Origin of the sequence: Buchnera aphidicola (Stegophylla sp.), from assembly GCF_005080785.1 — a bacterium.
GTDB classification, from domain to species: domain Bacteria; phylum Pseudomonadota; class Gammaproteobacteria; order Enterobacterales; family Enterobacteriaceae; genus Buchnera_L; species Buchnera_L aphidicola_AQ.
Genome location: NZ_CP032998.1, coordinates 351,661 through 376,407 on the forward strand (window position 1 = coordinate 351,661; position 24,747 = coordinate 376,407).

Annotated in this window: 36 protein-coding genes and 1 tRNA gene; 4 read left to right on the top strand and 33 right to left on the bottom strand. The window is 26.1% G+C overall.

Annotated elements, in window-relative coordinates; genetic code table 11:
- Positions 1 to 12: 12 nt before the first annotated feature.
- From rplR to tusD, 25 genes are all read right to left on the bottom strand, one after another.
- Entirely contained in the window at positions 13 to 366 is a 354-nt protein-coding gene (rplR, locus tag D9V79_RS01550) for a 50S ribosomal protein L18 (protein WP_158352015.1), read from the bottom strand.
- Positions 367 to 379: 13 nt separating this feature from the next.
- Entirely contained in the window at positions 380 to 916 is a 537-nt protein-coding gene (rplF, locus tag D9V79_RS01555; protein ID WP_158352017.1) for a 50S ribosomal protein L6, read from the bottom strand.
- A gap of 17 nt (positions 917 to 933) precedes the next feature.
- Positions 934 to 1,329, bottom strand: a complete 396-nt coding sequence (gene rpsH, locus D9V79_RS01560; protein WP_158352019.1) for a 30S ribosomal protein S8 — start codon at positions 1,327 to 1,329, stop codon at positions 934 to 936.
- A 39-nt stretch (positions 1,330 to 1,368) separates the two neighbouring features.
- Positions 1,369 to 1,674: a 30S ribosomal protein S14 gene (rpsN, locus tag D9V79_RS01565; RefSeq protein ID WP_158352021.1), complete on the bottom strand. Its 306-nt coding sequence runs from the start codon at positions 1,672 to 1,674 to the stop codon at positions 1,369 to 1,371.
- 22 nt (positions 1,675 to 1,696) lie between these two features.
- Positions 1,697 to 2,236 (bottom strand): 50S ribosomal protein L5, encoded by a 540-nt coding sequence (gene rplE, locus D9V79_RS01570; RefSeq protein WP_158352023.1) that lies wholly within the window; start codon positions 2,234 to 2,236, stop codon positions 1,697 to 1,699.
- 12 nt (positions 2,237 to 2,248) lie between these two features.
- A complete protein-coding gene (rplX, locus tag D9V79_RS01575) occupies positions 2,249 to 2,566 on the bottom strand; it encodes a 50S ribosomal protein L24 (protein WP_158352180.1) in 318 nt (105 codons plus the stop codon).
- Positions 2,567 to 2,591: 25 nt separating this feature from the next.
- On the bottom strand, positions 2,592 to 2,960 hold the full coding sequence (gene rplN / locus D9V79_RS01580) for a 50S ribosomal protein L14 (protein WP_158352025.1): 369 nt from the start codon (positions 2,958 to 2,960) through the stop codon (positions 2,592 to 2,594).
- 110 nt (positions 2,961 to 3,070) lie between these two features.
- A complete protein-coding gene (rpsQ, locus tag D9V79_RS01585; protein WP_158352027.1) occupies positions 3,071 to 3,325 on the bottom strand; it encodes a 30S ribosomal protein S17 in 255 nt (84 codons plus the stop codon).
- Complete coding sequence (gene rpmC / locus D9V79_RS01590; RefSeq protein WP_158352029.1) at positions 3,325 to 3,516, bottom strand: 50S ribosomal protein L29; 192 nt, start codon at positions 3,514 to 3,516, stop codon at positions 3,325 to 3,327. Before rpmC ends, rpsQ begins: the two co-directional genes overlap by 1 nt.
- Before the next feature lie 4 nt (positions 3,517 to 3,520).
- Positions 3,521 to 3,928, bottom strand: coding sequence for a 50S ribosomal protein L16 (gene rplP / locus D9V79_RS01595; RefSeq protein ID WP_158352031.1), 408 nt, complete (start codon positions 3,926 to 3,928; stop codon positions 3,521 to 3,523).
- Positions 3,928 to 4,662, bottom strand: coding sequence for a 30S ribosomal protein S3 (gene rpsC / locus D9V79_RS01600; RefSeq protein ID WP_158352033.1), 735 nt, complete (start codon positions 4,660 to 4,662; stop codon positions 3,928 to 3,930). Before rpsC ends, rplP begins: the two co-directional genes overlap by 1 nt.
- Before the next feature lie 25 nt (positions 4,663 to 4,687).
- Positions 4,688 to 5,020 (bottom strand): 50S ribosomal protein L22, encoded by a 333-nt coding sequence (gene rplV, locus D9V79_RS01605; RefSeq protein ID WP_158352036.1) that lies wholly within the window; start codon positions 5,018 to 5,020, stop codon positions 4,688 to 4,690.
- 8 nt (positions 5,021 to 5,028) lie between these two features.
- Positions 5,029 to 5,310 (bottom strand): 30S ribosomal protein S19, encoded by a 282-nt coding sequence (rpsS, locus tag D9V79_RS01610; protein ID WP_158352038.1) that lies wholly within the window; start codon positions 5,308 to 5,310, stop codon positions 5,029 to 5,031.
- Positions 5,311 to 5,326: 16 nt separating this feature from the next.
- On the bottom strand, positions 5,327 to 6,154 hold the full coding sequence (gene rplB / locus D9V79_RS01615) for a 50S ribosomal protein L2 (protein ID WP_158352040.1): 828 nt from the start codon (positions 6,152 to 6,154) through the stop codon (positions 5,327 to 5,329).
- A 33-nt stretch (positions 6,155 to 6,187) separates the two neighbouring features.
- A complete protein-coding gene (gene rplW / locus D9V79_RS01620; RefSeq protein ID WP_158352042.1) occupies positions 6,188 to 6,487 on the bottom strand; it encodes a 50S ribosomal protein L23 in 300 nt (99 codons plus the stop codon).
- A complete protein-coding gene (rplD, locus tag D9V79_RS01625; RefSeq protein ID WP_158352044.1) occupies positions 6,484 to 7,092 on the bottom strand; it encodes a 50S ribosomal protein L4 in 609 nt (202 codons plus the stop codon). The genes rplW and rplD overlap by 4 nt, the downstream gene beginning before the upstream one ends.
- An 11-nt stretch (positions 7,093 to 7,103) precedes the next feature.
- Positions 7,104 to 7,733, bottom strand: a complete 630-nt coding sequence (gene rplC, locus D9V79_RS01630) for a 50S ribosomal protein L3 (RefSeq protein ID WP_158352046.1) — start codon at positions 7,731 to 7,733, stop codon at positions 7,104 to 7,106.
- Positions 7,734 to 7,768: 35 nt separating this feature from the next.
- Complete coding sequence (gene rpsJ / locus D9V79_RS01635; protein ID WP_158352048.1) at positions 7,769 to 8,083, bottom strand: 30S ribosomal protein S10; 315 nt, start codon at positions 8,081 to 8,083, stop codon at positions 7,769 to 7,771.
- A 207-nt stretch (positions 8,084 to 8,290) separates the two neighbouring features.
- Positions 8,291 to 9,475 (bottom strand): elongation factor Tu, encoded by a 1,185-nt coding sequence (gene tuf / locus D9V79_RS01640; protein ID WP_158352050.1) that lies wholly within the window; start codon positions 9,473 to 9,475, stop codon positions 8,291 to 8,293.
- Positions 9,476 to 9,547: 72 nt separating this feature from the next.
- Positions 9,548 to 11,650 carry an elongation factor G gene (gene fusA / locus D9V79_RS01645; RefSeq protein ID WP_158352052.1) on the bottom strand — a complete coding sequence of 701 codons (2,103 nt, stop codon included), beginning with the start codon at positions 11,648 to 11,650 and terminating at the stop codon, positions 9,548 to 9,550.
- An 81-nt stretch (positions 11,651 to 11,731) separates the two neighbouring features.
- The gene (gene rpsG, locus D9V79_RS01650) at positions 11,732 to 12,202 is read right to left on the bottom strand and encodes a 30S ribosomal protein S7 (protein ID WP_158352054.1); all 471 of its coding nucleotides are present in this window, start codon (positions 12,200 to 12,202) and stop codon (positions 11,732 to 11,734) included.
- Positions 12,203 to 12,244: 42 nt separating this feature from the next.
- Positions 12,245 to 12,619, bottom strand: a complete 375-nt coding sequence (gene rpsL / locus D9V79_RS01655; protein WP_158352056.1) for a 30S ribosomal protein S12 — start codon at positions 12,617 to 12,619, stop codon at positions 12,245 to 12,247.
- 72 nt (positions 12,620 to 12,691) lie between these two features.
- Positions 12,692 to 12,979: a sulfurtransferase complex subunit TusB gene (gene tusB, locus D9V79_RS01660; RefSeq protein ID WP_158352058.1), complete on the bottom strand. Its 288-nt coding sequence runs from the start codon at positions 12,977 to 12,979 to the stop codon at positions 12,692 to 12,694.
- 16 nt (positions 12,980 to 12,995) lie between these two features.
- On the bottom strand, positions 12,996 to 13,361 hold the full coding sequence (gene tusC / locus D9V79_RS01665; RefSeq protein WP_261978586.1) for a sulfurtransferase complex subunit TusC: 366 nt from the start codon (positions 13,359 to 13,361) through the stop codon (positions 12,996 to 12,998).
- Positions 13,361 to 13,759: a sulfurtransferase complex subunit TusD gene (tusD, locus tag D9V79_RS01670; protein ID WP_261978587.1), complete on the bottom strand. Its 399-nt coding sequence runs from the start codon at positions 13,757 to 13,759 to the stop codon at positions 13,361 to 13,363. The genes tusC and tusD overlap by 1 nt, the downstream gene beginning before the upstream one ends.
- 147 nt (positions 13,760 to 13,906) lie before the next feature.
- On the opposite strand from tusD, the gene tsgA reads away from it, so the two are divergent.
- Positions 13,907 to 15,073: an MFS transporter TsgA gene (tsgA, locus tag D9V79_RS01675; protein ID WP_158352062.1), complete on the top strand. Its 1,167-nt coding sequence runs from the start codon at positions 13,907 to 13,909 to the stop codon at positions 15,071 to 15,073.
- 21 nt (positions 15,074 to 15,094) lie between these two features.
- Here the strand turns inward: tsgA and trpS are convergent, their stop codons facing one another.
- Genes trpS through aroK form a run of 4 tightly spaced genes read right to left on the bottom strand, consistent with a single transcriptional unit; the run spans position 15,095 to position 18,507 of the window.
- On the bottom strand, positions 15,095 to 16,093 hold the full coding sequence (trpS, locus tag D9V79_RS01680) for a tryptophan--tRNA ligase (protein WP_158352064.1): 999 nt from the start codon (positions 16,091 to 16,093) through the stop codon (positions 15,095 to 15,097).
- Between the two features lie 28 nt (positions 16,094 to 16,121).
- A complete protein-coding gene (rpe, locus tag D9V79_RS01685) occupies positions 16,122 to 16,805 on the bottom strand; it encodes a ribulose-phosphate 3-epimerase (protein ID WP_158352066.1) in 684 nt (227 codons plus the stop codon).
- A gap of 50 nt (positions 16,806 to 16,855) precedes the next feature.
- A complete protein-coding gene (gene aroB, locus D9V79_RS01690) occupies positions 16,856 to 17,938 on the bottom strand; it encodes a 3-dehydroquinate synthase (RefSeq protein WP_158352068.1) in 1,083 nt (360 codons plus the stop codon).
- Positions 17,939 to 17,985: 47 nt separating this feature from the next.
- Positions 17,986 to 18,507, bottom strand: coding sequence for a shikimate kinase AroK (gene aroK, locus D9V79_RS01695; RefSeq protein ID WP_158352070.1), 522 nt, complete (start codon positions 18,505 to 18,507; stop codon positions 17,986 to 17,988).
- 275 nt (positions 18,508 to 18,782) lie between these two features.
- Between aroK and D9V79_RS01700 the strand changes: the two genes are divergently transcribed.
- Positions 18,783 to 18,871: transfer RNA gene (locus D9V79_RS01700), tRNA-Ser, on the top strand.
- 47 nt (positions 18,872 to 18,918) lie between these two features.
- Here D9V79_RS01700 and deoD read toward each other — a convergent pair.
- The 4 genes from deoD to ssb form a co-directional block, all read right to left on the bottom strand.
- Positions 18,919 to 19,626: a purine-nucleoside phosphorylase gene (deoD, locus tag D9V79_RS01705; RefSeq protein WP_158352072.1), complete on the bottom strand. Its 708-nt coding sequence runs from the start codon at positions 19,624 to 19,626 to the stop codon at positions 18,919 to 18,921.
- A gap of 63 nt (positions 19,627 to 19,689) precedes the next feature.
- On the bottom strand, positions 19,690 to 20,916 hold the full coding sequence (locus D9V79_RS01710) for a phosphopentomutase (protein WP_158352075.1): 1,227 nt from the start codon (positions 20,914 to 20,916) through the stop codon (positions 19,690 to 19,692).
- A 95-nt stretch (positions 20,917 to 21,011) separates the two neighbouring features.
- On the bottom strand, positions 21,012 to 21,593 hold the full coding sequence (locus D9V79_RS01715) for a NifU family protein (RefSeq protein WP_158352077.1): 582 nt from the start codon (positions 21,591 to 21,593) through the stop codon (positions 21,012 to 21,014).
- Positions 21,594 to 21,896: 303 nt separating this feature from the next.
- Positions 21,897 to 22,406 carry a single-stranded DNA-binding protein gene (gene ssb / locus D9V79_RS01720; protein WP_158352079.1) on the bottom strand — a complete coding sequence of 170 codons (510 nt, stop codon included), beginning with the start codon at positions 22,404 to 22,406 and terminating at the stop codon, positions 21,897 to 21,899.
- Between the two features lie 258 nt (positions 22,407 to 22,664).
- Between ssb and dnaB the strand changes: the two genes are divergently transcribed.
- Together dnaB and ruvX are read left to right on the top strand one after the other, a co-directional pair.
- Positions 22,665 to 24,056 (top strand): replicative DNA helicase, encoded by a 1,392-nt coding sequence (dnaB, locus tag D9V79_RS01725; protein ID WP_158352081.1) that lies wholly within the window; start codon positions 22,665 to 22,667, stop codon positions 24,054 to 24,056.
- Between the two features lie 249 nt (positions 24,057 to 24,305).
- Positions 24,306 to 24,746, top strand: a complete 441-nt coding sequence (gene ruvX / locus D9V79_RS01730) for a Holliday junction resolvase RuvX (RefSeq protein WP_158352083.1) — start codon at positions 24,306 to 24,308, stop codon at positions 24,744 to 24,746.
- Position 24,747 lies beyond the last annotated feature (1 nt).

Here is a 24,747-nt window from a genome sequence, read left to right on the forward strand (position 1 = left end):
TTAATTATTACCTTAAAAATTTAACCCTGATTTTCTAGCAGATTCTGCCAATGTTTTAATACGACCATGATATTTAAAACCTGATCGATCAAAAGAAACAACATTAATTCCTTTGCTTATCGCTCTCTGAGCAATAATCGATCCAACAACACTAGCAGCCAATTTATTACCAGTATAATTAAGATTTTCTTTAATTTTTTTTTCTAAAGTTGATGCTACTGTACAAACACCATCAGTCTTGGAATCAATAATTTGAGCATATATATGACGTGAAGTACGATGTACAACTAAACGAAATTTATTTAATTTTTTCAGATGCATACGACATTTTTTTAATCTTCGAAAACGAACACTTTTTTTATTCATTATACTATGCATACTATTTTTTCTTTGCCTCTTTAATACGTACCAGTTCATCTACATACCGTACACCTTTTCCTTTATAAGATTCTGGTTTTCTTTTAAATCTTAAATTTGCCGCCACTTGACCTAATAATTGTTTATCAAAACTTCTTAAAATAATTTCTGTAGCAGATATATTTTCTGCAACAATCCCATCTGGAAGAGTATATTGAACAGCATGAGAATATCCTAAAAACATATGAATAATATTATTTGGTTCAACTGAAACTTTATACCCTACTCCAATTAACTTTAATGTCTTAGAAAATCCTATAGTAATTCCAATAATCATAGAATTTACTAACGATCGTACAGTTCCTGCTTGCATCCAAGCATCATGTTTATTAAATTTTGGACTAAAAAATAACATATTATTTTTATTTTTAATAATAACAGAACTATGAAAATATTTCTTAAAAATTTTACCTTTACTTTTCACAACAATCATATTATGATCTAATACAATACTTACATTTTTAGGTACTATAATAAATTTTTTAGCAATACGAGACATTTATTATCCCTCCAACACTAATAAACAAAACAAATAATTTCACCACCAATACCCATTTTTTTAGCTTTCTTATTACTCATAACACCTTTAGAAGTGGACAACACAGCGATTCCTAAACCATCTATAACATTTGGTAAATGATGTTTATTTTTATACACACGTAAACTAGGTTTACTAATACGTTTAATATCTTCAATTACAGCTTTCCCATTAAAATATTTCAAAATAATTTTTAATATTATATGATTCCTCACATGATTCACAATATAATCTTTAATATAACCTTCTTGTTTTAAAACACAACTAATTGCAATTTTTAACTTTGAAGAAGGCATACATACAAAAATCTTATTCGCTAATTGACTATTTCGAATACGTGTGAACATATCTGATATAGGATCTTGCATACTCATGATATTTATACTCACTGTTTATAAAATTAAAATTATATTTTACCAACTAGATTTTTTTAAACCAGGAATCTCTCCTCGCATTGCAAATTCTCGTAATTTCATTCTACTTAATCCAAATTTTCTTACAAATCCATGAGGTCTACCAGTGTGTAAACAACGATTCCTTTGTCTACATAAACTAGAATCTCGAGGTAAAGTTTGTAATTTTAATACTGCTTTCCATCGTTTTGATTGTTTAACTGAAATATCAGAAATAATTTTTTTTAAATTCTGACGTACTTTAAAAAATTTTATTCCTAATTTAATACGTTTACTTTCACGTGCTTTCATAGATTCTTTAGCCATAAACTTATATTCCTTTTACATATTATACACGAAAGGGAAAATTAAAATAAGACAATAATAAATATCCTTCATTATCCGAATGAGCTGTCGTAGTAATAGTAATATTTAAACCACGTATTTTATCAATCTTATCATAATTAATCTCAGGAAAAATAATTTGTTCACGTATACCTAAGCTATAATTACCACGACCATCAAAAGATTTCTTCGAAAATCCTCTAAAATCACGAATTCTGGGTATTACAATGGTAATTAAACGATATAAAAAATCCCATTTTCGACATCCTCGTAAAGTTACCTTACAACCAATAGGATAACCTTCACGTATTTTAAAACTAGAAATAGATTTTTTCGCTTTTGTAATATATGGTTTCTGACCAGAAATAGCCGTCAAATCTGAAATAGCATAATCTAAAGTTTTTTTTTCCTGATCTGCTTTACCAATTCCCATATTTAAAGTAATTTTATCAATTTTAGGAACCTGCATAACAGAAGTATACTGAAATTTTCTCATAAATTTTCTTATTATATGTTCTTTATAATAATTATATAATACCAAAATCTATCCCTCCATTTATTTAATAACTTGATGATCAGATTTTAAAAATCGAACCTTTTTATTAGTAATAAATTTAAACCCTACTCGATCAGGTTTATTACTTTTAGAATTTACAATCGCTACATTAGAAATATGTATAGGAGATTCTTTTTTAATAATTCCACCATATTGATTCTGATCAGGAATTGATTTTTGATGTTTATAAATAATATTTACACCTTCTACAATTATTTTATTTCGTTTTTTTAAAATACACTTTACTTTCCCAATTTTGTTTTTATCTTTACCAGATATGATTACCACAGTATCACCATTCCGAATTTTTAATGCCATCATATATCCTTTTTTTTTAAAATGATTAAAGTACTTCTGGAGCTAATGAAACAATTTTCATAAATTTTTCTAATCTAAGTTCACGTGTTATAGGTCCAAATACACGTGTACCAATTGGTTGATCAGAATTATTTAAAATTACACAAGCATTAGTATCAAAACGTATTAAAGAACCATCCAATCTTCGAATACCTTTTTTAGTACGTACCACTAATGCTTTTAATACTTCTCCTTTTTTTACTTTACCTCTAGGAACAGCTTCTTTAATAGTAACTTTAATAATATCACCAATACTAGCATACCGTCTTTTTGAACCACCCAAAACACGAATACACATTGCTAATCGTGCTCCTGAATTATCAGCAACTTTTAATATCGTCTGTTCTTGAATCATATTATTCACCTTCATTATAAACATAATTATTAATACATCATCAATTATAACACACATCAAATATTTTAAAATAATAAGAAGACATGTAAACATTCATGTCTTCATAAAAATTAGTAAACAAACTTTTTAAAAATTTTAACTAAAGTCCATGATTTAGTTTTAGAAATAGGACGACATTCTGATATTTCCACAATATCCCCATTAGAACATTCATTATTTGCATCATGAATATGAATTTTTGTATTCTTACGAATAAATTTTTTGTACATGGGGTGTTTAATAAACCGTTCTATTAAAACTACCGCTGAATTTTGCATTTTATCACTAATTACACGACCTTTTAATATTTTAATCGTTTTCATAATTAATATTTTCTCTTCTCAGTTAATATAGTTTTAATTCGAGAAATATTACGACGCACTCTTCGTAATAAATGAACATGTTTTAATTTTCTTTGAGATAACTGAATTCGTAAATTAAATTTTTCTTGTAATAAATTTAATAAATCATTATATAAATTATGAATAGATTTTTTACGTAATTCTATCAATTTCATTATGTTACACCATTTTAGTTACAAAAACAGTTTTAACAGACAATTTTGATGCAGCTAATTTAAACGCTAAACGTGATTCCTCTTCAGAAATACCATCTATTTCATATAATATTTTTCCAGGCTGTACTAAAAATACCCAATATTCAACATTACCTTTCCCTTTACCCATTCTGACTTCCAATGGTTTTTGAGTAATTGGTTTATCCGGAAAGACACGTATCCATATTTTTCCTTGTCGTTTCATCGATCTCGTTATTGATCTTCGAGCAGATTCAATTTGACGACCTGTTAAACGTCCTCGAGTAATTGCTTTCAAACCAAATTGACCAAAATGCACATAAGAATTTAAAACTAATCCTCTATTTTTACCTTTATGCATTTTTCGAAACTTAGTACGTTTAGGTTGTAACATTATCTTAATAATCTCCCTCTATTATCGATATTTAGAACATACCGTCTTCTCTTTTTCTGTTTTTTTTTCACAACATCTCTTTTAGTATTTTCAATAATTTTCATACCATCCAATATTTCACCTTTAAAAACCCATACTTTTACACCAATAATACCATATGTTGTATGTGCTTCTGATAAACTATATTCAATATCTGCACGTAAAGTATGTAACGGTACACGACCTTCACGATACCACTCTGTTCGTGCTATTTCCGTACCACCTAAACGACCACTTACTTCTACCTTGATACCTTTTGCGCCTTTTTTCATAGCATTCTGTACAGATCTTTTCATAGCGCGACGAAACATAATTCTTCGCTCTAATTGTGAAGCAATATTATCAGAAATTAATTTAGCATCTAATTCAGGTTTTTTAATTTCTGTAATATTAATTTGTGTTGGGAACCCAGCAATATTCGCAACTTCTAATCTTAATTTTTCAACATCTTCCCCTCCTTTCCCAATCAAAATACCAGGACGAGCAGTATAAATAGTAACGCGAACATTTTTTGATAAACGATCAATAACTATACGAGAAACAGATGCCTTACTTAATTTTTTAATTAAAAACTGACGAATTTCAAAATCATTATATAAATATGTAGAAAAATTTTTATTATCTGCAAACCAAGTAGAATTCCAATATTTTATAATACCTAATCGCATACCATGAGGATGTACTTTCTGACCCATATTAATTCCTATAAAATATTAGCTTTTATTTATTAGATACAATAACAGTAATATGACTAGTACGTTTTAAAATATGATCTGACCGCCCTTTGGCTCTAGGTATGATACGTTTCATCATTGGACCTTCATCAACATAAATCTCTTTTATAAACAAATTATTTACATTAATACCAAAATTATGATGAGCATTTGCGATAGCAGAATTAAGAACTTTTTTTACTAAAAAAGCAGATTTTTTTTTATGATAATTTAAAAAATCCATAATATGAGTAATTTTTTTACCTCGAATACAATTCACAATTAACCTTAATTTTTGTGCTGATGATTTTGCTTTTCTGTATTTAGATACAATTTCCATAAATTTTATTACCTAACTTTTTTAATTTTTTTATCTGAAATATGACCTTTATAAGTACGAGTTAAAGAAAATTCACCCAACTTATGACCTACCATATCTTCTGTAATAAATACCGGTATATGATGACGACCGTTATGAATAGAAATAGTTAAACCTACCATATCGGGGAAAATAGTTGATCTTCTAGACCATGTTTTAATTACTTTTTTATTAGAAAACTTATTTATTTTTTTTACTTTTGATAATAAATTAACATCAATAAAGGGTCCTTTTTTAAGAGAACGGGGCATATAAATATCCTCAATATTATTTATTACTATTACAATGACGTAAAATAAATTTATCAGTACGCTTATTTCTACGAGTTTTTTTACCTTTAGTTTGTTTCCCCCATGGAGTTACTGGATGTTTACCAAAATTTCTTCCTTCCCCTCCACCATGAGGATGATCAACAGGGTTCATAGCAGTACCACGTACTGTTGGTCTAATACCTCGCCATCGCGAAGCACCTGCTTTACCTAACATTTTTAACATATGCTCAGAATTTCCTACTTCTCCAATGGTGGCACGACATTGAAAATTAATCTTACGAATCTCACCTGAACGTAATCTAATAGTAACATAAATACCTTCACGAGCAATAATTTGAGCATAATTACCAGCAGTACGAGCAATTTGACCGCCTTTATAAGGTTTCATTTCAATGTTATGAATTAATGTACCCACCGGAATATTTTTCATAGGTAAACTATTTCCAATTTTAATCATCACCTTATCACCCGAAACTATTTCATCTCCTACATTCAATTTTTTAGGAGCTAAAATATAGTTTCTTGTTCCATCTTGATATAAAATTAATGCTATATTCGCAGATCGATTAGGATCATATTCCAATCGTTCAACACGAGCAGTAATATTATCCTTAAGACGTTTAAAATCAATAACACGATAAATACGTTTATGTTGACCACCAATATGTCTCGTTGTAATACGACCTTGATTATTTCTACCTCCACTTTTAGAACTACTTTTCGACAATAAAGAGTATGGGCGTCCTTTATATAAACCAGAATTGACCACTTTAATAACATGTCGACGACCAGGAGATGTTGGTTTACATTTCATAATAATCATATTCATTTCCTTAATTACTATATATACTAATAACTAAATATTTTTTATAAAATCTAAATTTTGTCCTTTTTGAAAAGTAATATACGCTTTTTTCCAATTTTTTTTATAAATATTATATTTTCCTTTTTTTTTCACTTTACCTTTTACTAAAACTGTATTAATGTCTTTAACATCTACTGAAAATAATTTTTTAAAAGCTACTTTAATCTCCAATTTCGTAGCTTTTACAGCAACTCTAAATATTAACTTATTATTTGTATTGAAAGCAATAGAAGCTTTTTCAGATACATGAGGAACATATAATATTTGATATGATTGCTCTTGTGATATCATGTAAGTAAAAGATCCTCAATTTTTATTATTGCTAATCTAGTAATAATAATATTTTTAAAAGAAACTAAATATACTGGATTGATATATTTAACATCCTGAGTACACACTTTATATAAATTTCGAGATGCTAAAAACAAATTATTATCTAAATAATTTTTAATAATTAATGTTTCTTGTAAATTTAAAATTTTTAATTTTTTTAATAATAATTTTGTTTTAGGATACAATATTGAAAAATCTTCAAAAACTAATAATCTATTTTGACGTATTAATTGTGAAAAAATACTACTTAACGCTCCCCGATACATTCTTCTATTCACTTTCTTATTATATACTTTCGGTTTTGCCGCAAAAGTTACTCCACCAGATCTCCATAATGGACTTCGAATAGAGCCCACACGCGCTCGACCAGTTCCCTTTTGACGCCAAGGTTTTTTACCAGAACCTGAAACTTCCGATTTACTTTTTTGTGCACGACTCCACTGACGTGAACCAGACAAATATAATGTGATTATTTGATGAACTAAAGATTCATTAAAACTATGATTAAAAACATCATCTGAAACAATAAGAGAATCTCCTGAATCTTGTAAAATTAATTCCATTATAATTTTCCTTATTTTTTTACAGACGGTTTAATAATTACATCTCCACCTGGTGCACCAGGAATAGAACCTTTAACAAATAACAAATTATTTTTAGTATTAACTTGAACAATACGTAAATTTTGTATCGTAACACGATGATTACCTAAATGACCCGCCATTTTTTTACCCTTAAATACCCTTCCAGGAGTTTGATTTTGACCAATAGAACCAGGTGCTCTATGAGATAACGAATTACCATGAGTAGCATCCTGCATACTAAAATTCCAACGTTTTATTGTACCTGCAAACCCTTTTCCTTTAGATATACCAGTAATATCAACTGTTTTAAAAACATTAAAAAAATTCACACTCATTTTTTGTCCTACATGAAACATCTTAGTATCCAAAACTTTAAATTCCCATAAACCTCGACCGGGCAATACTCCATATTTAGCAAAATGACCTATCTCCGGTTTTAATAATTTATTCTGTTTTTTTATGCCAGTCGTTATTTGCACTGCGCAATAACGATCATTAACAAAATTTTTAATCTGAGTAACACGATTTTCAACAACTTCAATAACCGTTATAGGAATTGAAGTACCTTCTTTAGTAAAAATACGTGTCATGCCAATTTTTTTACCAACTAAACCCATCATATAATTTTCACCAACTATAATTTATCATTATTAATTTAATTTAAACTAATTTGTACGTCTACTCCTGAAGATAAATCTAATTTCATTAATGCATCAATAGTTTTTTCAGTAGGTTTTATAATATCAATTAACCTTTTATGTGTACAAATTTCATATTGATCACGTGCATCTTTATTAACATGAGGAGAAATTAAAATAGTAAATCGTTCTTTTCGAGTAGGTAAAGGAATAGGACCTTTAACTTGTGCACCAGTTCTTTTAGCTGTTTCCACAATTTCAAATGTAGACTGATCGATTAACCGATGATCAAAAGCTTTCAAACGAATACGAATTCTTTGATGATTCTTCATACAATGCCATCTCCAATTATATAAAAATTTTAAAACCACCTAAAAATAAATAAAATTATAATAATAAAATATTTTCACGTTATTAATATAAATATTTAATAACATACCTATTTGAACATATTATTCACATTATTAAAACATAATATGTAATTAAGAAAAGAGTATTTTAATTCTCTTCTCTTAAAATATTGAAACAATTACATCATACTAACTAATTACCTTCACTACAACACCAGCACCAACAGTACGTCCACCTTCTCGAATTGCAAATCTTAATCCATTTGACATAGCAATAGGATGAATTAAAGTAACAACCATTTTAATATTATCACCAGGCATAACCATTTCCACATTTTGAGGTAATTCAATAAAACCAGTAACATCAGTAGTTCGAAAATAAAATTGAGGACGATAACCTTTAAAAAAAGGAGTATGTCTACCACCTTCTTCTTTTGTAAGAATATACACTTCTGATTCGAATTTAACATGAGGATGAATACTACCAGGTTTAGATAACACTTGACCACGTTCTATTTCATGACGTTTTGTTCCTCGTAATAAAATACCTACATTTTCTCCAGCTCGACCTTCATCTAATAATTTTCTAAACATTTCTACACCAGTACAAATAGTTTTCGTAGTAGGTTTAATTCCAACAATCTCAACTTCTTCACCAACTTTAATAACACCCTTTTCTACTCTTCCTGTCACTACAGTACCTCGACCAGAAATAGAAAATACATCCTCAATAGGTAATAAAAATGGTTTATCAATATCACGTTTCGGTAAAGGAATATAAGTATCTAAAGCATTAGACAATTCAATAATTTTTGATTCCCATTTAACATCTCCATCTAAAGCTTTTAATGCCGAACCCCGAATAATTGGTATTTCATCTCCTGGAAAATTATATTGTGTTAATAAATCACGAACTTCCATTTCTACTAATTCTAATAATTCTTCATCATCTACCATATCACACTTATTTAAAAACACCACTATATGAGGAACACCTACTTGACGACCCAATAAAATATGTTCTCGAGTTTGTGGCATAGGACCATCCGTAGCTGCAACAACTAAAATAGCTCCATCCATTTGTGCTGCTCCAGTGATCATATTTTTAATATAATCAGCATGACCAGGACAATCAACATGTGCATAATGACGGTTTTGCGTATCATATTCAACATGAGAAGTATTAATCGTAATCCCTCTAGCTTTTTCTTCTGGAGCATTATCAATTTGATCAAAAGCACGCGCAGAACCACCATAACGTTTTGATAAAACTGTTGTAATAGCAGAAGTTAAAGTTGTTTTACCATGATCTACATGCCCTATAGTACCTACATTAATATGAGGTTTTAAACGTTGAAATTTTTCTTTAGACACAATTTTTTCCTTTTGTATAACATAATAAAAAATTAATTATAAATTATAATATAATGTATTAAAAAAATAATTTTATTTATTAATAATATTCATAGAAATATTTTTAGGCATGGCTAAATAATGCATAAATTCCATAGAATAAGATGCTCTTCCTTGTGTCTGAGAACGTAAATCAGTGGCATAACCAAACATTTCTGACAAAGGAACTTGAGCAGAAACAATTTTCCCTAATTTTAAATCTTGAACACCTTCAATAGTACCTCTCCTACGATTTAAATCTCCTATAACATCTCCCAAATAATCCTCTGGAGTTTCTACTGCTACTTTCATTATAGGCTCTAATAAAGTTGGAGTGGCTTGTTTAAAGGCATTTTTAAAAGCTATAGAAGCTGCAAATTTAAATGCAAGTTCAGAAGAATCAACATCATGATAAGAACCAAAATGTAATCTCACACCAATGTCAACCACCGGATATCCCGCAAGAGGACCAGATTTTAACTGTTCTTGAATCCCTTTATCAATAGCTGAAATGTATTCACTTGGAATAACGCCTCCTTTAATATCATTAATAAATTTATATCCTATATCATCATCTAATTGTAGCGGAAATATGTCAATAACAACATGACCATACTGTCCTCTTCCACCAGATTGTCTAATATACTTCCCTTCAATATTTTTAACAGTACTCTTAATTGTTTCACGATATGCAACCTGAGGTTTTCCAATATTAGCATCAACATGAAATTCTCTTCTCATACGATCAATAATTATCTCTAAATGTAATTCACCCATACCAGAAATAATTGTTTGATTCGATTCATTATCAGTCCTCACACGAAAAGAAGGATCTTCCTTAGCTAATCGACTTAAAGATAACCCCATTTTTTCTTGATCAGTTTTAGTTTTAGGTTCTATAGCTATTGAAATAACAGGTTCAGGAAAATCCATTTTTTCTAAAACAATAGGATGATTTACATCACATAAAGTATCACCAGTAGTTACATTTTTTAAACCAATAGCTGCAGCAATATCACCTGCTCTAACTTCTTTGATTTCTTCTCGCTTATTTGCATGCATCTGTACAATTCTACCAAAACGTTCTTTCTGTAATTTGACTGAATTTAATACAGTATCTCCAGACTTTACAATACCTGAATAAACCCTAAAAAATGTTAAATTACCAACAAATGGATCATTAGCTATTTTAAATGCTAAAGCAGAAAAATATTCTTTATCATCTACCATACGTTTATTTTCTGACTGCTCATTATCCATAGGTATTCCTTGAACAGATTCTAAATCAAGAGGAGAAGGTAAATAATCCACAATAGCATCTAATAAAGCTTGAACACCTTTATTTTTAAAAGCTGAACCACAAGTGACTAAAGTAATTTCATTATTTAAAGACCGTTTTCGTAATCCAAATTTAATTTCTTGTTCTGATAAAATTTGATTACTTAAATACTTTTCTAATAAAAATTCATTCGACTCAACTGATTCTTCCACTAATCTGTTATGCCATTTATGTGCTTCAGATAACATTTCTTTCGGTATATCTTGTACATCAAATGTTACACCTTGATCTAATTCATTCCAATAAACTGCTTTCATTTTTACTAAATCAATTATCCCAATAAATTTATCTTCAGAACCTATAGGTAATTGAATAAGTACAGGATTAGTACACAATCTCGATTTCATTTGATTTATAACATTTAAAAAATTTGCACCTATACGATCCATTTTATTAATAAACGAAATTCTTGGGACTTTATACTTATTTGCTTGTCTCCAAACCGTTTCTGATTGCGGTTGTACACCACCAACAGAACAATACACCATAACTACTCCATCTAAAACACGCATTGATCTTTCTACTTCAATTGTAAAATCCACATGTCCTGGAGTATCAATAATATTGATACGATGTGATACAAATTGATTATACATACCAGACCAAAAAGCAGTAGTTGCTGCTGAAGTAATTGTAATACCACGTTCTTGTTCTTGAGCCATCCAGTCCATAGTAGCAGTTCCGTCATGTACTTCTCCAATTTTATGATTAATTCCTGTATAAAATAAAATACGTTCAGTAGTAGTTGTCTTCCCTGCATCTATATGAGCACTAATTCCAATATTTCGATAATTAATAATTGATATTGTTCGAGACATTTAATCCCCTTTAAGATTAATAAAATATTAAATAAAACATATTATTTATAAACCATTATAAATTTATTAATAAATCATACATTACCATCGATAATGAGCAAATGCTTTATTCGCTTCAGCCATACGATGTACTTCTTCCCGTTTCTTAATTGCATCTCCTTTATGATTCAAAATATCCAATAACTCATGAAATAAACGAAGAGACATAGACTTATCTGTTCTTTTTCGAGCAGCTGCAATAATCCATCGTATCGCTAATGTATCTCTTCGAACCGCTCGAACTTCAACTGGTATTTGATATGTTGAACCTCCTACTCGTCGTGATTTCACTTCCACTACAGGACGAATATTCTCTAAAACCTCATCCAAAAGACTTAATTCACTTTTTTTAGTTTGTTGTGATAACTTTTCTAAAGCAGAATATACAATCACTTCCGCAATAGATTTTTTACCATCCACCATTAATATATTAATAAATTTTGCTAATAATTCAGAAGAAAATTTAGGATCCGGTGAAATCTTTCTCTGTCCAATAATACGACGACGTGCCATATAACCTCGCTCATTATTTTAAAAAATAATATATATAATATATTAAACTTTATTTTTTTTTACACCATATTTAGAACGACTTTTTTTCCTATTTTTAACACCAGCGCAATCAAGAGCGCCTCGAATAACATGATATCTAACTCCAGGTAAATCTTTAACACGTCCTCCTCGTATTAAAATTACTGAATGTTCCTGTAAATTATGTCCTTCACCACCAATATATGCAGTTACTTCAAAACCATTTGTTAATTTTACTCGACACACTTTACGCAAAGCGGAATTAGGTTTCTTAGGAGTTGTTGTATATACTCTCACACATACACCCCGTTTTTGAGGACATCGACTTAAAGCTGGAACATTATTCTTTATCACCCTACGAATTCTAGGAGCTCGAATTAATTGATTAATCGTAACCACATAACCTCCTCAATAAATCAAAACTAAATTAATGAAATAGAATACCAAAAATAATTTTATAATAATCAAATACTACCAATTAAAAAACTTATTATATTGTTCTGTTAATAAAACAAATTGTACATAATTTATTAAATGAAATCTTTTAGATATATGTCTAATAATACCTCTAGAAATAACATCTTCTTTCAATAAATATAATTTTATTTGAAATTTTAATATTTTTTTTAAAAACACATTATCTTGTAGACCAATTAATACGCCATCCTGTATACCAATAAAAGCATCTACAGGATGTAACATATTCATAATTATCTTCCATTCAACCTTAAAAGGTGAATTTACTAATATATGTAACATAATATAATCTTAAATATTAAAAGTTTAAAATACAATCAAAATCATCTATTTTTTTTCTTATTTCAACTGATGATAAAATATTTACTTTGAGAATAAAATCTATATTTTTTTTAAATCCTCTTTGAATTAAAGAATTATAACATATATAAAAATATTTAATACCACATAATGATAAAATATTAAATGAAAAAGTATGATTTTTTAATAATATTATTTGTGCATCTTGATTTTTAAATATTTGGAAAATACCATCCCCAATAAAAAAAATACTTATATTTTCAGTAAAACATGAAGCAGACAAAACAAAATCCAACCCTTCTCTACCTAAACTATTTCCATATGGAGAATGAGAAAACACAACAGCTATATTATTTATTTTCATTAAAATTGTACAACTCTATCAGAACTAAAAATTGACTTCACTAATGTACCTAAACCTGTTAATTTAAAAGCACTATGTAAATTACCATGTAAAAAACCTAAATCTAAAGCCATATCATCATCTATTACACCTCTTCTATAAGCTGCACTCGAACAAATATTTAAATTAATAGAAAATTCTTTACTTAGATAATACCATGAATCTATTAAATTATGTTCATCTTTCGCAATATAAAACATCTTATTTCCATTTAAAACACCATCACAATAAAAAAAAATATTATTTATATTATTTTTACGAATTTTTAATAAAAAACTAGAAAACAAAAATGCACTAATTGCATTCTCTGTTCCATAAATTGAACCCATAACTATTATAGTATATATCAATGATATCACTTTATATAAAAAAATTTATTACATTTTAACATATAAAAAAAAATTAAAAAGATTTCTTCAAAAATCAATACCTTAATATTTGTCATTACAAGAATATAAATCACTTATTCTATAATTATAGTAAAATAACTAATTAATATCAAAAAAATGAAAAAAAATAACAAAATTAAATTAACTATAATAAGTTTTTTATCATATTATTTTACAGGATCTACTATAACCATTACAGGTATCATGATTAGAAGTATTGCAGAATATTTTCATACTTCTATTATCAATATAAGTAATATATTTACCTTTTTCAATTCCGGAATGTTATGTGCTATATTATTTAACTCTTGGATAACAAATTTCATTACATTTAAAAAACAAATTATTATAGGTTTTATATTAATTATATTATCTATTACAAATTTAATATATGTCAATAATCTAACTATTTTTAGTATCAATATTTTTACTTTAGGAATAATTAGTGGAACAATAATTTCTATAGGCACTTTTTTAATTACAAGCATATATACCAGTAAAACAAGAACATCAAAATTATTAATAACAGACTCATTCTTTAGCATGTCAGGAATACTTTTCCCAATAGTTGCATCTAACCTATTAAGTAAACATATACCATGGTATTCAATTTATATAATTATCGGAATAATATATTTTATCATATTTTGTCTTACGATCAACACAAAATTCCCCACAATTCAGGATAAATTAAAAAATAATAACCATAACAATATACAATGGAACATTAATATACCTATATTATGTTGTTTAGCTTTATTTTATATTTTAGGACAATTAGGATTTATTTCTTGGATTCCAGAATATGCTACACAAACTATTGGTGTGAACATTCAAAGAGCTGGAAAATTAGTAAGTTATTTTTGGATGTCATATATGTTAGGAATGTGGTTTTTTAGTTATATATTAAAATCTTTCGATTTACAAAAATCACTATTATATTTAACTGGATTATCTACTATATGTATGTATACTTTTATCATTAACCAAAAAATAAAAATATTAAATATAATTATATCAATTTTAGGTTTCGTTTCTAGTGCAATTTATACCATTATCATTACATTAACGTCTTTACAAACTAAAAAAACATCGCAAAAACTAATAAATTTAATTCTAATATCCGGAACGACAGGAACACTATTAACATTCCTAATAACTAGTCCAATAGTTCATAAAATCGGAATTATTGGAGCATTAATTACTTCAAATATATTGTATTTAATAACATTTATTCTGTCCTGGATATTAGGATTTGTTAGTCAACATAAAAAAAATATTTAATATATTTTATTACAACATTATTTATAAACCTAATACGTTATACACTTTATCTATTGTTCTTTTGGCTTTTATTCGAGCTTGATGCGCTCCCCGTTCTAAAATTTCAAATAAATATGACTCATTATTTCGATAATAAAAAAATCTATCTCTTAATTTACTTAAAATACTCTCAATTTTTTCAGCAACTAATATTTTAAACTCCTGATACAACATATTAGCAAAATCACTCTCTAAAACAGATATTTTAATACCAGTTAAACTTGAAAATATATTTAATAAATTAGAAATTCCAGGTTTATGAACCATATCATAATATATTTTATTTTCAGAGTCCGTAACTGATCTACTTACTTTATAAAAAATAGACTTTTTATCTTCTAATAAAAAAATAACATTATTAAAATTAATATCTGATTTAGACATCTTTTTTTTAGGATTCAATAATGCCATAATTTTAGAACTATAAATATTAGGAATATATACATGTGGTATGCGCAATATATTACCATATACATAATTAAATCGAAACGCAATATTTTTAGTTAATTCTAAATGTTGTTTTTGATCATAACCAATTAATATTCTATCACTATAATATAACAAAATATCTGATGACATTAATATAGGATAATTTAATAATCCAGAATTAATATTTTTAGAATATTGTAAAACTTTACTCTTAAATTGTGTCATTCTTGATAATTCACCAAAATATGTATAACAATTCAAGATCCAATATAATTGACAATGTTCATACACATCCGATTGTGCAAAAATAATACTTTTATTTGGATCAATACCTGCAGCTAAATAAAAAGATAAAGTATCTAATTTATTTTTTTTCAATAGATATGAAGAATTTTGAACAGTAGTTAAAGCATGTAAATCAGCTATACCATAAATACAATGATTATTACGTTGTAATCGAACCCAATGTGACAATGCACCAATATAATTACCTAAAGTTAATTTTCCTGATGGTTGTATAGCACTAAAAACCGTAGGTTGAAGTAAAACCATGATTTAAACCTATGAATATAAATAATAATTATTTTATACAATTATATGTTAATTTAATCTTTTCACGTATATTTTTAATAAACTGAACGTAATTATTTGACGTAAAAATTGCAGAACCCATAACAAATATATCTACACCAACACAAACTAAATCCGAAATATTATTTGCATTTACACCTCCATCCACTGATAACAAAATATTAGGAAAAAACTTATCAATTTTTGTACGAATACGATATAATTTATTTAACATAGAAGGAATAAACCTTTGTCCTGAAAAACCAGGATTTACTCCCATTAATAAAATAATATCTAACTTATCCATAATATAATCTAAAATACTTAACGGAGTCGAAGGATTTAATGCAATCCCTACTTTACAACCACATTGTTTAATTAAACTTAATGTTTTATCAACATGATCACTTGATTCTGGATGAAAAGTAATAAAACTAGCCCCAGACTGAGCAAATTTTAACACTAAATCATCCACTGGACAAGCCATCAAATGAACATCAATAGGAGCATAAATGTTATTATTTCTTAATGATTCTAAAACCATAGGACCAAATGTTAAATTAGAAACATAATGATTATCCATAACATCAAAATGAATAAAATCACAACCTGCAATTAAAATCTCTTTAATATCTTCTCCTAATCGAGCAAAATTTGCAGATAAAATAGAAGAAGAAATAAAAAATTTTTTCATATTATTCTCATCTATATAAATATAAAAATAAATTATAATATCTTATATTATTAATAACACATTTGAATGGCATCCATAATAATATTTTTACTAACATTATTAAAAACTTTTACTTCTCCAATTGATGTAGGTAAAATCAGTGTAATTTGACCAAAATAATTTTTTTTATCTCGTATCATATATTTCAGAAAAGAACGAGACGATATCTCTTTAGGAATAATAGTAGGCAATCCAATTTTTTCTAACAAATTAATAATACGTTTAATATCTACAATATTCAATAAACCAAGAATTTCAGAAGTATAAAGCGCAATCACAATACCTATTGAAACAGATTCACCATGTAAAAAAGAAGAATATTCAAAATACGATTCAATAGCATGACCATACGTATGCCCTAAATTTAACAACATACGACAATTATTTTCTCTCTCATCAATAACAATAATTTTCTTTTTTAATTCACAACATCGTGTGACACAATATAATAAAGTATTCATATTTAAAGATAAAATATCATTTATATTTTTTTCTAACCATACAAAAAAATCATAATCAAACGCAATAGCATATTTAACAACTTCAGATAAACCAGAAATAAATTGATTTTTAGGTAAAGTATTTAAAAAATTTAAATTAATAATTACAGAAGTTGGTTGCCAAAATGAACCAATCATATTTTTCCCTAAAACATGATTAACACCAGTTTTCCCTCCTATAGCAGCATCAACTTGAGATAATAAAGTGGTGGGGATTTGTATAAAACGTATACCACGTTGATAAATTGAAGCTACAAAACCAGTTAAATCACCTATAACCCCACCACCTAATGCAATTAACGTGGTATGACGATCATGACACTTATTTAATAAGTTAGATATTAACAATTCCACTGAAACAAAATTTTTATATTTTTCACCATCAGGAATAATCAACTCATCAACAATCATACCATAATCTACTAAAGAACCTAAAACGATATTTTTCCATATAGGCGATAAAACAGTATCAGTGACTAACATAACACGATCATTTTTTTTTAAAGGATAAAAAATATCTTTAATATTTAATAAATTAAAATCAATATAAATTGGATATGAAGCATAATTTAAATTAACTATTATTTTTCGCATATATTGTATTAAACTCTAATAATTTAAAAAGTAATTAATATCTATAACTAAATAGTTTTTAGCATTTTAATAATATTATACACTATACTTTTAACATTTTTATTATCAGTATTAAATGTTAAATCAGTTATTGATTTATATAATTCTTCTCTTTGAAAAGCTAATCTTTGTAATACCACACTCATATCATCACCTGTTTTTAAAAGAGGTCTATAACTATCTTTTTTAGTTCTCATCAATTGTTTTTGAACACTAGCTTGTAAATATATGACAATACCTCTCGATGATAAAAAATTTCTTATATCTTTAGATATTATCGAACCACCTCCAGTAGCTAATACAATACTACTCATTCGTGTTAATTCATCAATAATTTTTTCTTCACGTATTCTAAAACCTAGTTCTCCTTCAATATCAAAGATCCAACTAATATCAACACCAGTACGATTTTCTAATTCTTGATCAGAATCATAAAATTCCATATTTAATTCTTGAGTTAACAAACGTCCAATAGTACTTTTCCCAGCACCCATAGGACCTATTAAAAAAATATTTCTTTTTGTTATCATATTTATAATTAACTAAAATTTAATTTCAATTTTTAATATTATACACTATATTCACAAAATAAGATATATTTTATATTATAAATATTAAAATAATAATATTATAATATATAAAATATTTTATTAATATATTATTAAATATATAAAATACAATACAATAATATTAAATAATACATTAAAAGTATAATACAAACATTTTTAACATATAAAATACAAAAACTAAATAAAATATTATTTATATATTTTAATAAATAAAAAAAATACATAATATTCATAATGGTGAGATGTCCGAGAGGATTAAGGAGCATGTCTGGAAAACATGTATACGATATTTATCGTATCAAGGGTTCGAATCCCTTTCTCACCAATATAGTCTATATCAAAACTTAAATATTATAATCAATTAATATATAATTACATAATCATTGTTTCCAAAGCAATTTGTATCATATTATTAAAAGTATTTACACGATCATCAGTAGACAACCTTTGACCACGCAAAAGATGATCTGAAACCAAACATATAGAAATAGATTGTATACCTAATTCAGCAGAAACATTATATATCCCTGAGGTTTCCATATCAATACCAAGAATATTGTATTTATTTAACAAATGATAAATTTTTTTATCATATGTATAAAATAAATCTGTTGTAAAAAAATTACCTACACGAACATGAATACCTATTTTTTTAGAACACATAACTGTATTATATAACATATCAAAATCTGAAATAGAAGCAAAATCATAATTATTAAATTTATTTCTATTAACATTAGAATCTGTACAAGCACCCATAGCAATAAGAATATCATTTAATTCAATATCATCACGCACTGTTCCGCATGTACCTAAACGAATAATTTTTTTAACATGATAATATTTAACTAATTCATGAATATAAATCAAAGCAGATGGTATACCTATTCCATGACTCATGATTGATATTTTAACATTTTTATAATATCCTGTAAATCCTAAAATAAACCTAACATTTGTTACTTCACGAACATTTTTTAAAAAATTACTTGCAATATATTGTACTCTTACAGGATCTCCAGACATAATAATTCGTGATGCAAAATCATTTTTATTAGCATTAATATGAGGTGTAATCATAAAATGTAACCTTATTTTCAAAATATTATAAAAACAAAATTATATGCTCAAAATTATTGTACTTTACAGTATACTCTCCCCATATTTCATATTAGATAAAGAAAAATATTTTGCAATCGTTTGAGCAATATCAGAAAATGTCTTACGATAACCAAAATTATATCTTGGAAAAAACTTATTATATAATAATATTGGAATATATTCACGTGTATGATTTGTTCCAATCCAAGTGGGATCACAACCATGATCCGCAGTCAAAATTAACATATCATCCCTTTTTAAACTATTTAAAATCTCAGATAAACGAAAATCAAAATATTCTAACCCAGACGAATATCCAGAAACATCTCTTCGATGTCCCCAAATAGAATCAAAATCTACTAAATTTATAAAAACTATTGTATTATCTTTAACATTAATATTTATTTCATGTATCGTAGAATCAATCAAATTTTTTAATCCTGCAGTATATATATTTTTGGTAATACCTACATGAGCAAAAATATCTGAAATTTTACCAATTCCAATAACATGACCTGATCTTTCTTCTATTAATTTTTGTATTATCGTTTTACCAGGAGGTAATTTAGAAAAATCACGACGATTATTTGTTCGAATAAAATGTAATTTTTTTTCTCCTATAAATGGACGAGCAATTACTCGAGTAATATTATAATTATATTTATCTAAAATATATCTAATTTTTTTACATAATTTGTATAAATTATTTAACCCAAAATATTTTTCATGACAAGCAACTTGTAAAACCGAATCAGAAGACGTATAAACAATAGGTTTGCCTGTTTTTATATGCAAACACCCAAGATCATTCAATATATCTGTTCCAGAAGCATGACAATTACCTAAAATACCAACTAATTTATTTTGTATAATTATTTCTTTTAATAAATGAGAAGGAAAACTATTTTTAATATTATTAAAATAATCCCACTTAAATAAAACTGGAACACCAGCAATTTCCCAATGTCCTGAAGACGTATCTTTTGATGAAGAAATTTCACGTGCATAACCATAACTTCCGATAATTTTTGATGATTTTAATATTCCAAAAGGATAATGACCATTTAAATATTTATAAACCTTACCTAATCCTAAAGACATTAAATTAGGAATATTTAAATAACCAAATCTATTATCATTAGCTCTACCAAAATAGCAATATTCTGATATATGACCAAAAGTATTAGTACCAACATCATGAAATCTATATGCATCGTCACTATAACCAATTCCAAATGAGTCTAATACCAAAATAAATACTCTCTTCATATTAAAACCTTGATTTATTATTCATATATACAATATATTTAATTAAAAACATGATTCTAATAATCAAAAATAAAATAAATCAAACCAATACATTATTATATAAAAGAATGTGCACCCCGATAATGTTCTGTAATATCCTTCACTCCTAATAAATCAGGGAAATGATATAAAATCTTTTTTTCAATACCTTCTTTTAAAGTTGTATTTACCATCGAACAACCATTACAACTACCTAAAAATTTCAAAATCACATAACCCGATTTTGTAATTTCTAATATAACAATTTCCCCTCCATGTGTAAATAACATAGGATTAATATGATTATGTACAAATTTTTTTAATTTATTCAATAATATATTATTATTTTGAACAGTATATATTTTTTCCCGAGCATAAGGAGCCATTAACATCAATTGATAATTACCTTCATCATATAATAAATCAATTTTTGCACTCTTTAAATAAGGAAAAAGAATATTACTAATATAAATACTAAAATATAAATATTTTATTTCGATATCTCCATTACGAAAATTACATTTAGAATCATACAACATTTTACATTCAGCATATTGCGTTCCAGGATATTTTATAAATATTCTAAGTATTGAAAAATGACTATTTTTAAATAAAATATCTTTAAGATAATTTTGTGCTGCTCGAGAAATATTAATCATATTCAGTTACTACTATATTATTAACAATATTTCATGTAATAATACAATAAAAAACTATAAAATATATTATATAATTCAAATAATTACAAATAACATACATATAATTCATGCAAATAAATATCAAACATTTTATAAATAAATAAAATTTAAAATATTCAAAAAACAACTTATAATATTTAAAACATAAAAACATAAATACAAAACCTAAAAATATCTTTATAAATATCAAATAAATTTATTTTATTATTAAATTACTACATATCTATGAAATATACATAATGATCTAAATAAATAACACAAATTTTAAAAAGGAAATGCATCATCCAAATTTATATCAGACATAACATTATCTTTCATTTTAACAGAATCATCTTTATTTAACAATTGTTTTTTATCATATAACAAATTATCTTTTGGAAGTAATTTTTTATTATTCGTACTATCATTTAAAGATATATGAGATGATCGACCTTGTAACATTTGCAAAGTACCATTCATATTAACCAAAACTTCTGTAACATATTTATCGAATCCATCTTGATTTTTCCATTTTCTAGTTCTTAAAGAACCTTCAATATAAACTTGTGCACCTTTATGTAAATACTTACTTGCGATTTGTGCTAATTTCCCAAACAATACTACCTTATGCCATTGCGTTTTTTCCTTTTTTACACCTGTATTTTTATCTTTCCAAGATTCAGAAGTTGCTACAATAATATTTGTAATAGAATCTCCATTAGGCATATAACGAACTTCAGGATCTTGCCCTAAATTTCCAATTAAAATAACTTTATTAATTCCTCGATTAGACATATAACATCCTCAAAAGTAAAATATAAAAAAATACATATAATATATTATACTCAATATATTATGAATAACAATCATTACCTTTAATTATTTACTATGATCACATTATAACCAAAAATTATTTTAATTATACCAAATTTAAAATATTAAATAATAATTCAAAAATATATAATTAAAATATCATATATAACTATAATAAACAAAAAATTTATCCAAAAATATATTAATTATATATATAAAAAATAAGATTATAAACCATAAATGATAAATAACAATTTTAAACACACAAACACTACACTACAACATAAACAATTACCTTACTCATTAGAAGCAGAACAATCTGTTTTAGGTGGATTAATGTTAAATAATAAAAAATGGGATATTATTTCGCATTGTCTTTCACCCAAAGATTTTTTTATTATACCGCATCAATTAATTTTTTACGAAATGCAAAAACTAATAAATTTAGGTTATCCTATAGATTTAATAACAATATCTGAATCTTTAGAACAAAAAGGAAAACTACAAAATATAGGTAAATTTTCTTATTTATCAAATATTGCTCGTAACACACCAAGTATAGAAAATATTACTACATATGCTAATATAGTTAAAAAATATTCTACATTACGAAAAATTATTAAAATTGGTAATAAAATTTCTGATTTAGGATATAACAAAACCAATAAAACTAGTGAAGAAATTTTAGATTATATAGAATTTAAAATATCTAAAATAATAAATAAAAAAAATACAAAACAATTAAATCTCAAAAACATAAAAACATTATTAGATGTTACTATTAATACTATGGAAAAATTCATCCAATCACCAAATAATAAAATTACAGGTATTGATACCGGATATCATGATATTAATAAAAAAACTTTAGGATTACAAAAATCCAACTTAATCATCATAGCAGCCCGACCATCTATGGGAAAAACCACTTTAGCAATGAACATTTGTGAAAATGCTGCTATGATTTATAAAAAACCTGTTTTAATCTTCAGTCTAGAAATGCCAGGAGAACAAATTATTATGCGTATGTTATCCTCTTTATCGCGAGTTAAACAAAATAATATCCGTACTGGATGTTTAAATCATGAAGATTGGTCACGAATTTCTAGTATAATTAATATATTATTAAAAAAAAATAATATATACATTGATGATGCTTCACAACTAACTATTAATGAAATTCGATCAAAATCAAAATATTTATATAAAAAAAAAAATGGACTAAGTTTAATTATGATTGATTATTTACAACTAATACAAGTACCTCAATTATCAGAACATCGAACACTAGAAATTGCAGAAATTTCTCGATCTTTAAAATCTTTATCTAAAGAACTAAAAATACCTATTATTGCATTATCACAACTTAATAGATCATTAGAGCAACGATCTGATAAAAGACCAATAAATTCAGATCTTAGAGAATCAGGCGCTTTAGAACAAGATGCAGACTTAATTATGTTTATATATAGAGATGAAGTGTATAATGAAAATACTGAATCCAAAGGTATTGCTGAAATTATTATAGGAAAACAAAGAAATGGACCTCATGGCACTATAAAATTAACATTTAATGGAAATGTATGCCGATTTGATAACTATGCACATTTTCAAGATGAATCAAACATATAATATAAAATTTAAACATATATCATATAAATATATAATTTGAATTATATATTATTAATAATAACATATACAATACTAAAAAATAAATATTCATAATCAATTCATAAAAAACTTTTAAAAAAATAAATAATAATCATGTATAATATTAAAAATATATAAAATAAAAACATACATGAAAATAAGTATAAAAATTATTAAAATATCAATATTATAAATCATCATTTTTATTTATTATAAGGATAATTAAAAACTATGTTTATATTATCATTCGACTTTGGTACTAAAAATATTGGGGTAGCAGTTGGACAACAAATTACATCAACAGCAACATCACTAAATTCAATAAAAGTTAAAAATGGAAAACCAAATTGGCATACAATTTCATCATTAATATCATCTTGGAAACCAAAATTGATAATTCTCGGATACCCATTAAACATGAATGGAACAAAACAAAAAATTACTAATCAAGTAAAAAAATTTTCCAAATCTTTATATAAACGTTTTTGTATTAAAATTTATCTCCATGATGAAAGACTAACAACAAAAGAAGCAAAATCATATTTATTTACACAAGGAGGATATAAAAATTTAAAAAAAAATAAAATAGATTCCGTATCAGCTGTACTAATATTAGAAAGTTGGATAAAACATACAAAAAAATATAAATATATTAACTATATTCAAAAATAGC

Excerpts from the sequence above, each read along its gene's own strand:
- rplR (WP_158352015.1), bottom strand. The coding sequence starts at position 366 with ATGAATAAAAAAAGTGTTCGTTTTCGAAGATTAAAAAAATGTCGTATG.
- rplF (WP_158352017.1), bottom strand. The coding sequence starts at position 916 with ATGTCTCGTATTGCTAAAAAATTTATTATAGTACCTAAAAATGTAAGT.
- rpsH (WP_158352019.1), bottom strand. The coding sequence starts at position 1,329 with ATGAGTATGCAAGATCCTATATCAGATATGTTCACACGTATTCGAAAT.
- rpsN (WP_158352021.1), bottom strand. The coding sequence starts at position 1,674 with ATGGCTAAAGAATCTATGAAAGCACGTGAAAGTAAACGTATTAAATTA.
- rplX (WP_158352180.1), bottom strand. The coding sequence starts at position 2,566 with ATGGCATTAAAAATTCGGAATGGTGATACTGTGGTAATCATATCTGGT.
- rplN (WP_158352025.1), bottom strand. The coding sequence starts at position 2,960 with ATGATTCAAGAACAGACGATATTAAAAGTTGCTGATAATTCAGGAGCA.
- rpmC (WP_158352029.1), bottom strand. The coding sequence starts at position 3,516 with ATGAAATTGATAGAATTACGTAAAAAATCTATTCATAATTTATATAAT.
- rplP (WP_158352031.1), bottom strand. The coding sequence starts at position 3,928 with ATGTTACAACCTAAACGTACTAAGTTTCGAAAAATGCATAAAGGTAAA.
- rpsC (WP_158352033.1), bottom strand. The coding sequence starts at position 4,662 with ATGGGTCAGAAAGTACATCCTCATGGTATGCGATTAGGTATTATAAAA.
- rplV (WP_158352036.1), bottom strand. The coding sequence starts at position 5,020 with ATGGAAATTGTATCTAAATACAGAAAAGCAAAATCATCAGCACAAAAA.
- rpsS (WP_158352038.1), bottom strand. The coding sequence starts at position 5,310 with ATGCCCCGTTCTCTTAAAAAAGGACCCTTTATTGATGTTAATTTATTA.
- rplB (WP_158352040.1), bottom strand. The coding sequence starts at position 6,154 with ATGATTATTATGAAATGTAAACCAACATCTCCTGGTCGTCGACATGTT.
- rplW (WP_158352042.1), bottom strand. The coding sequence starts at position 6,487 with ATGATATCACAAGAGCAATCATATCAAATATTATATGTTCCTCATGTA.
- rplD (WP_158352044.1), bottom strand. The coding sequence starts at position 7,092 with ATGGAATTAATTTTACAAGATTCAGGAGATTCTCTTATTGTTTCAGAT.
- rplC (WP_158352046.1), bottom strand. The coding sequence starts at position 7,733 with ATGATGGGTTTAGTTGGTAAAAAAATTGGCATGACACGTATTTTTACT.
- rpsJ (WP_158352048.1), bottom strand. The coding sequence starts at position 8,083 with ATGAAGAATCATCAAAGAATTCGTATTCGTTTGAAAGCTTTTGATCAT.
- fusA (WP_158352052.1), bottom strand. The coding sequence starts at position 11,650 with ATGTCTCGAACAATATCAATTATTAATTATCGAAATATTGGAATTAGT.
- rpsG (WP_158352054.1), bottom strand. The coding sequence starts at position 12,202 with ATGGCACGTCGTCGTATTATTGGACAGAGAAAGATTTCACCGGATCCT.
- tusB (WP_158352058.1), bottom strand. The coding sequence starts at position 12,979 with ATGTTACATATATTAGTAAATTCACCTTTTAAGGTTGAATGGAAGATA.
- tusC (WP_261978586.1), bottom strand. The coding sequence starts at position 13,361 with ATGAAAATAAATAATATAGCTGTTGTGTTTTCTCATTCTCCATATGGA.
- tsgA (WP_158352062.1), top strand. The coding sequence starts at position 13,907 with ATGAAAAAAAATAACAAAATTAAATTAACTATAATAAGTTTTTTATCA.
- trpS (WP_158352064.1), bottom strand. The coding sequence starts at position 16,093 with ATGGTTTTACTTCAACCTACGGTTTTTAGTGCTATACAACCATCAGGA.
- rpe (WP_158352066.1), bottom strand. The coding sequence starts at position 16,805 with ATGAAAAAATTTTTTATTTCTTCTTCTATTTTATCTGCAAATTTTGCT.
- aroB (WP_158352068.1), bottom strand. The coding sequence starts at position 17,938 with ATGCGAAAAATAATAGTTAATTTAAATTATGCTTCATATCCAATTTAT.
- aroK (WP_158352070.1), bottom strand. The coding sequence starts at position 18,507 with ATGATAACAAAAAGAAATATTTTTTTAATAGGTCCTATGGGTGCTGGG.
- deoD (WP_158352072.1), bottom strand. The coding sequence starts at position 19,626 with ATGATTACACCTCATATTAATGCTAATAAAAATGATTTTGCATCACGA.
- D9V79_RS01710 (WP_158352075.1), bottom strand. The coding sequence starts at position 20,916 with ATGAAGAGAGTATTTATTTTGGTATTAGACTCATTTGGAATTGGTTAT.
- D9V79_RS01715 (WP_158352077.1), bottom strand. The coding sequence starts at position 21,593 with ATGATTAATATTTCTCGAGCAGCACAAAATTATCTTAAAGATATTTTA.
- ssb (WP_158352079.1), bottom strand. The coding sequence starts at position 22,406 with ATGTCTAATCGAGGAATTAATAAAGTTATTTTAATTGGAAATTTAGGG.
- dnaB (WP_158352081.1), top strand. The coding sequence starts at position 22,665 with ATGATAAATAACAATTTTAAACACACAAACACTACACTACAACATAAA.
- ruvX (WP_158352083.1), top strand. The coding sequence starts at position 24,306 with ATGTTTATATTATCATTCGACTTTGGTACTAAAAATATTGGGGTAGCA.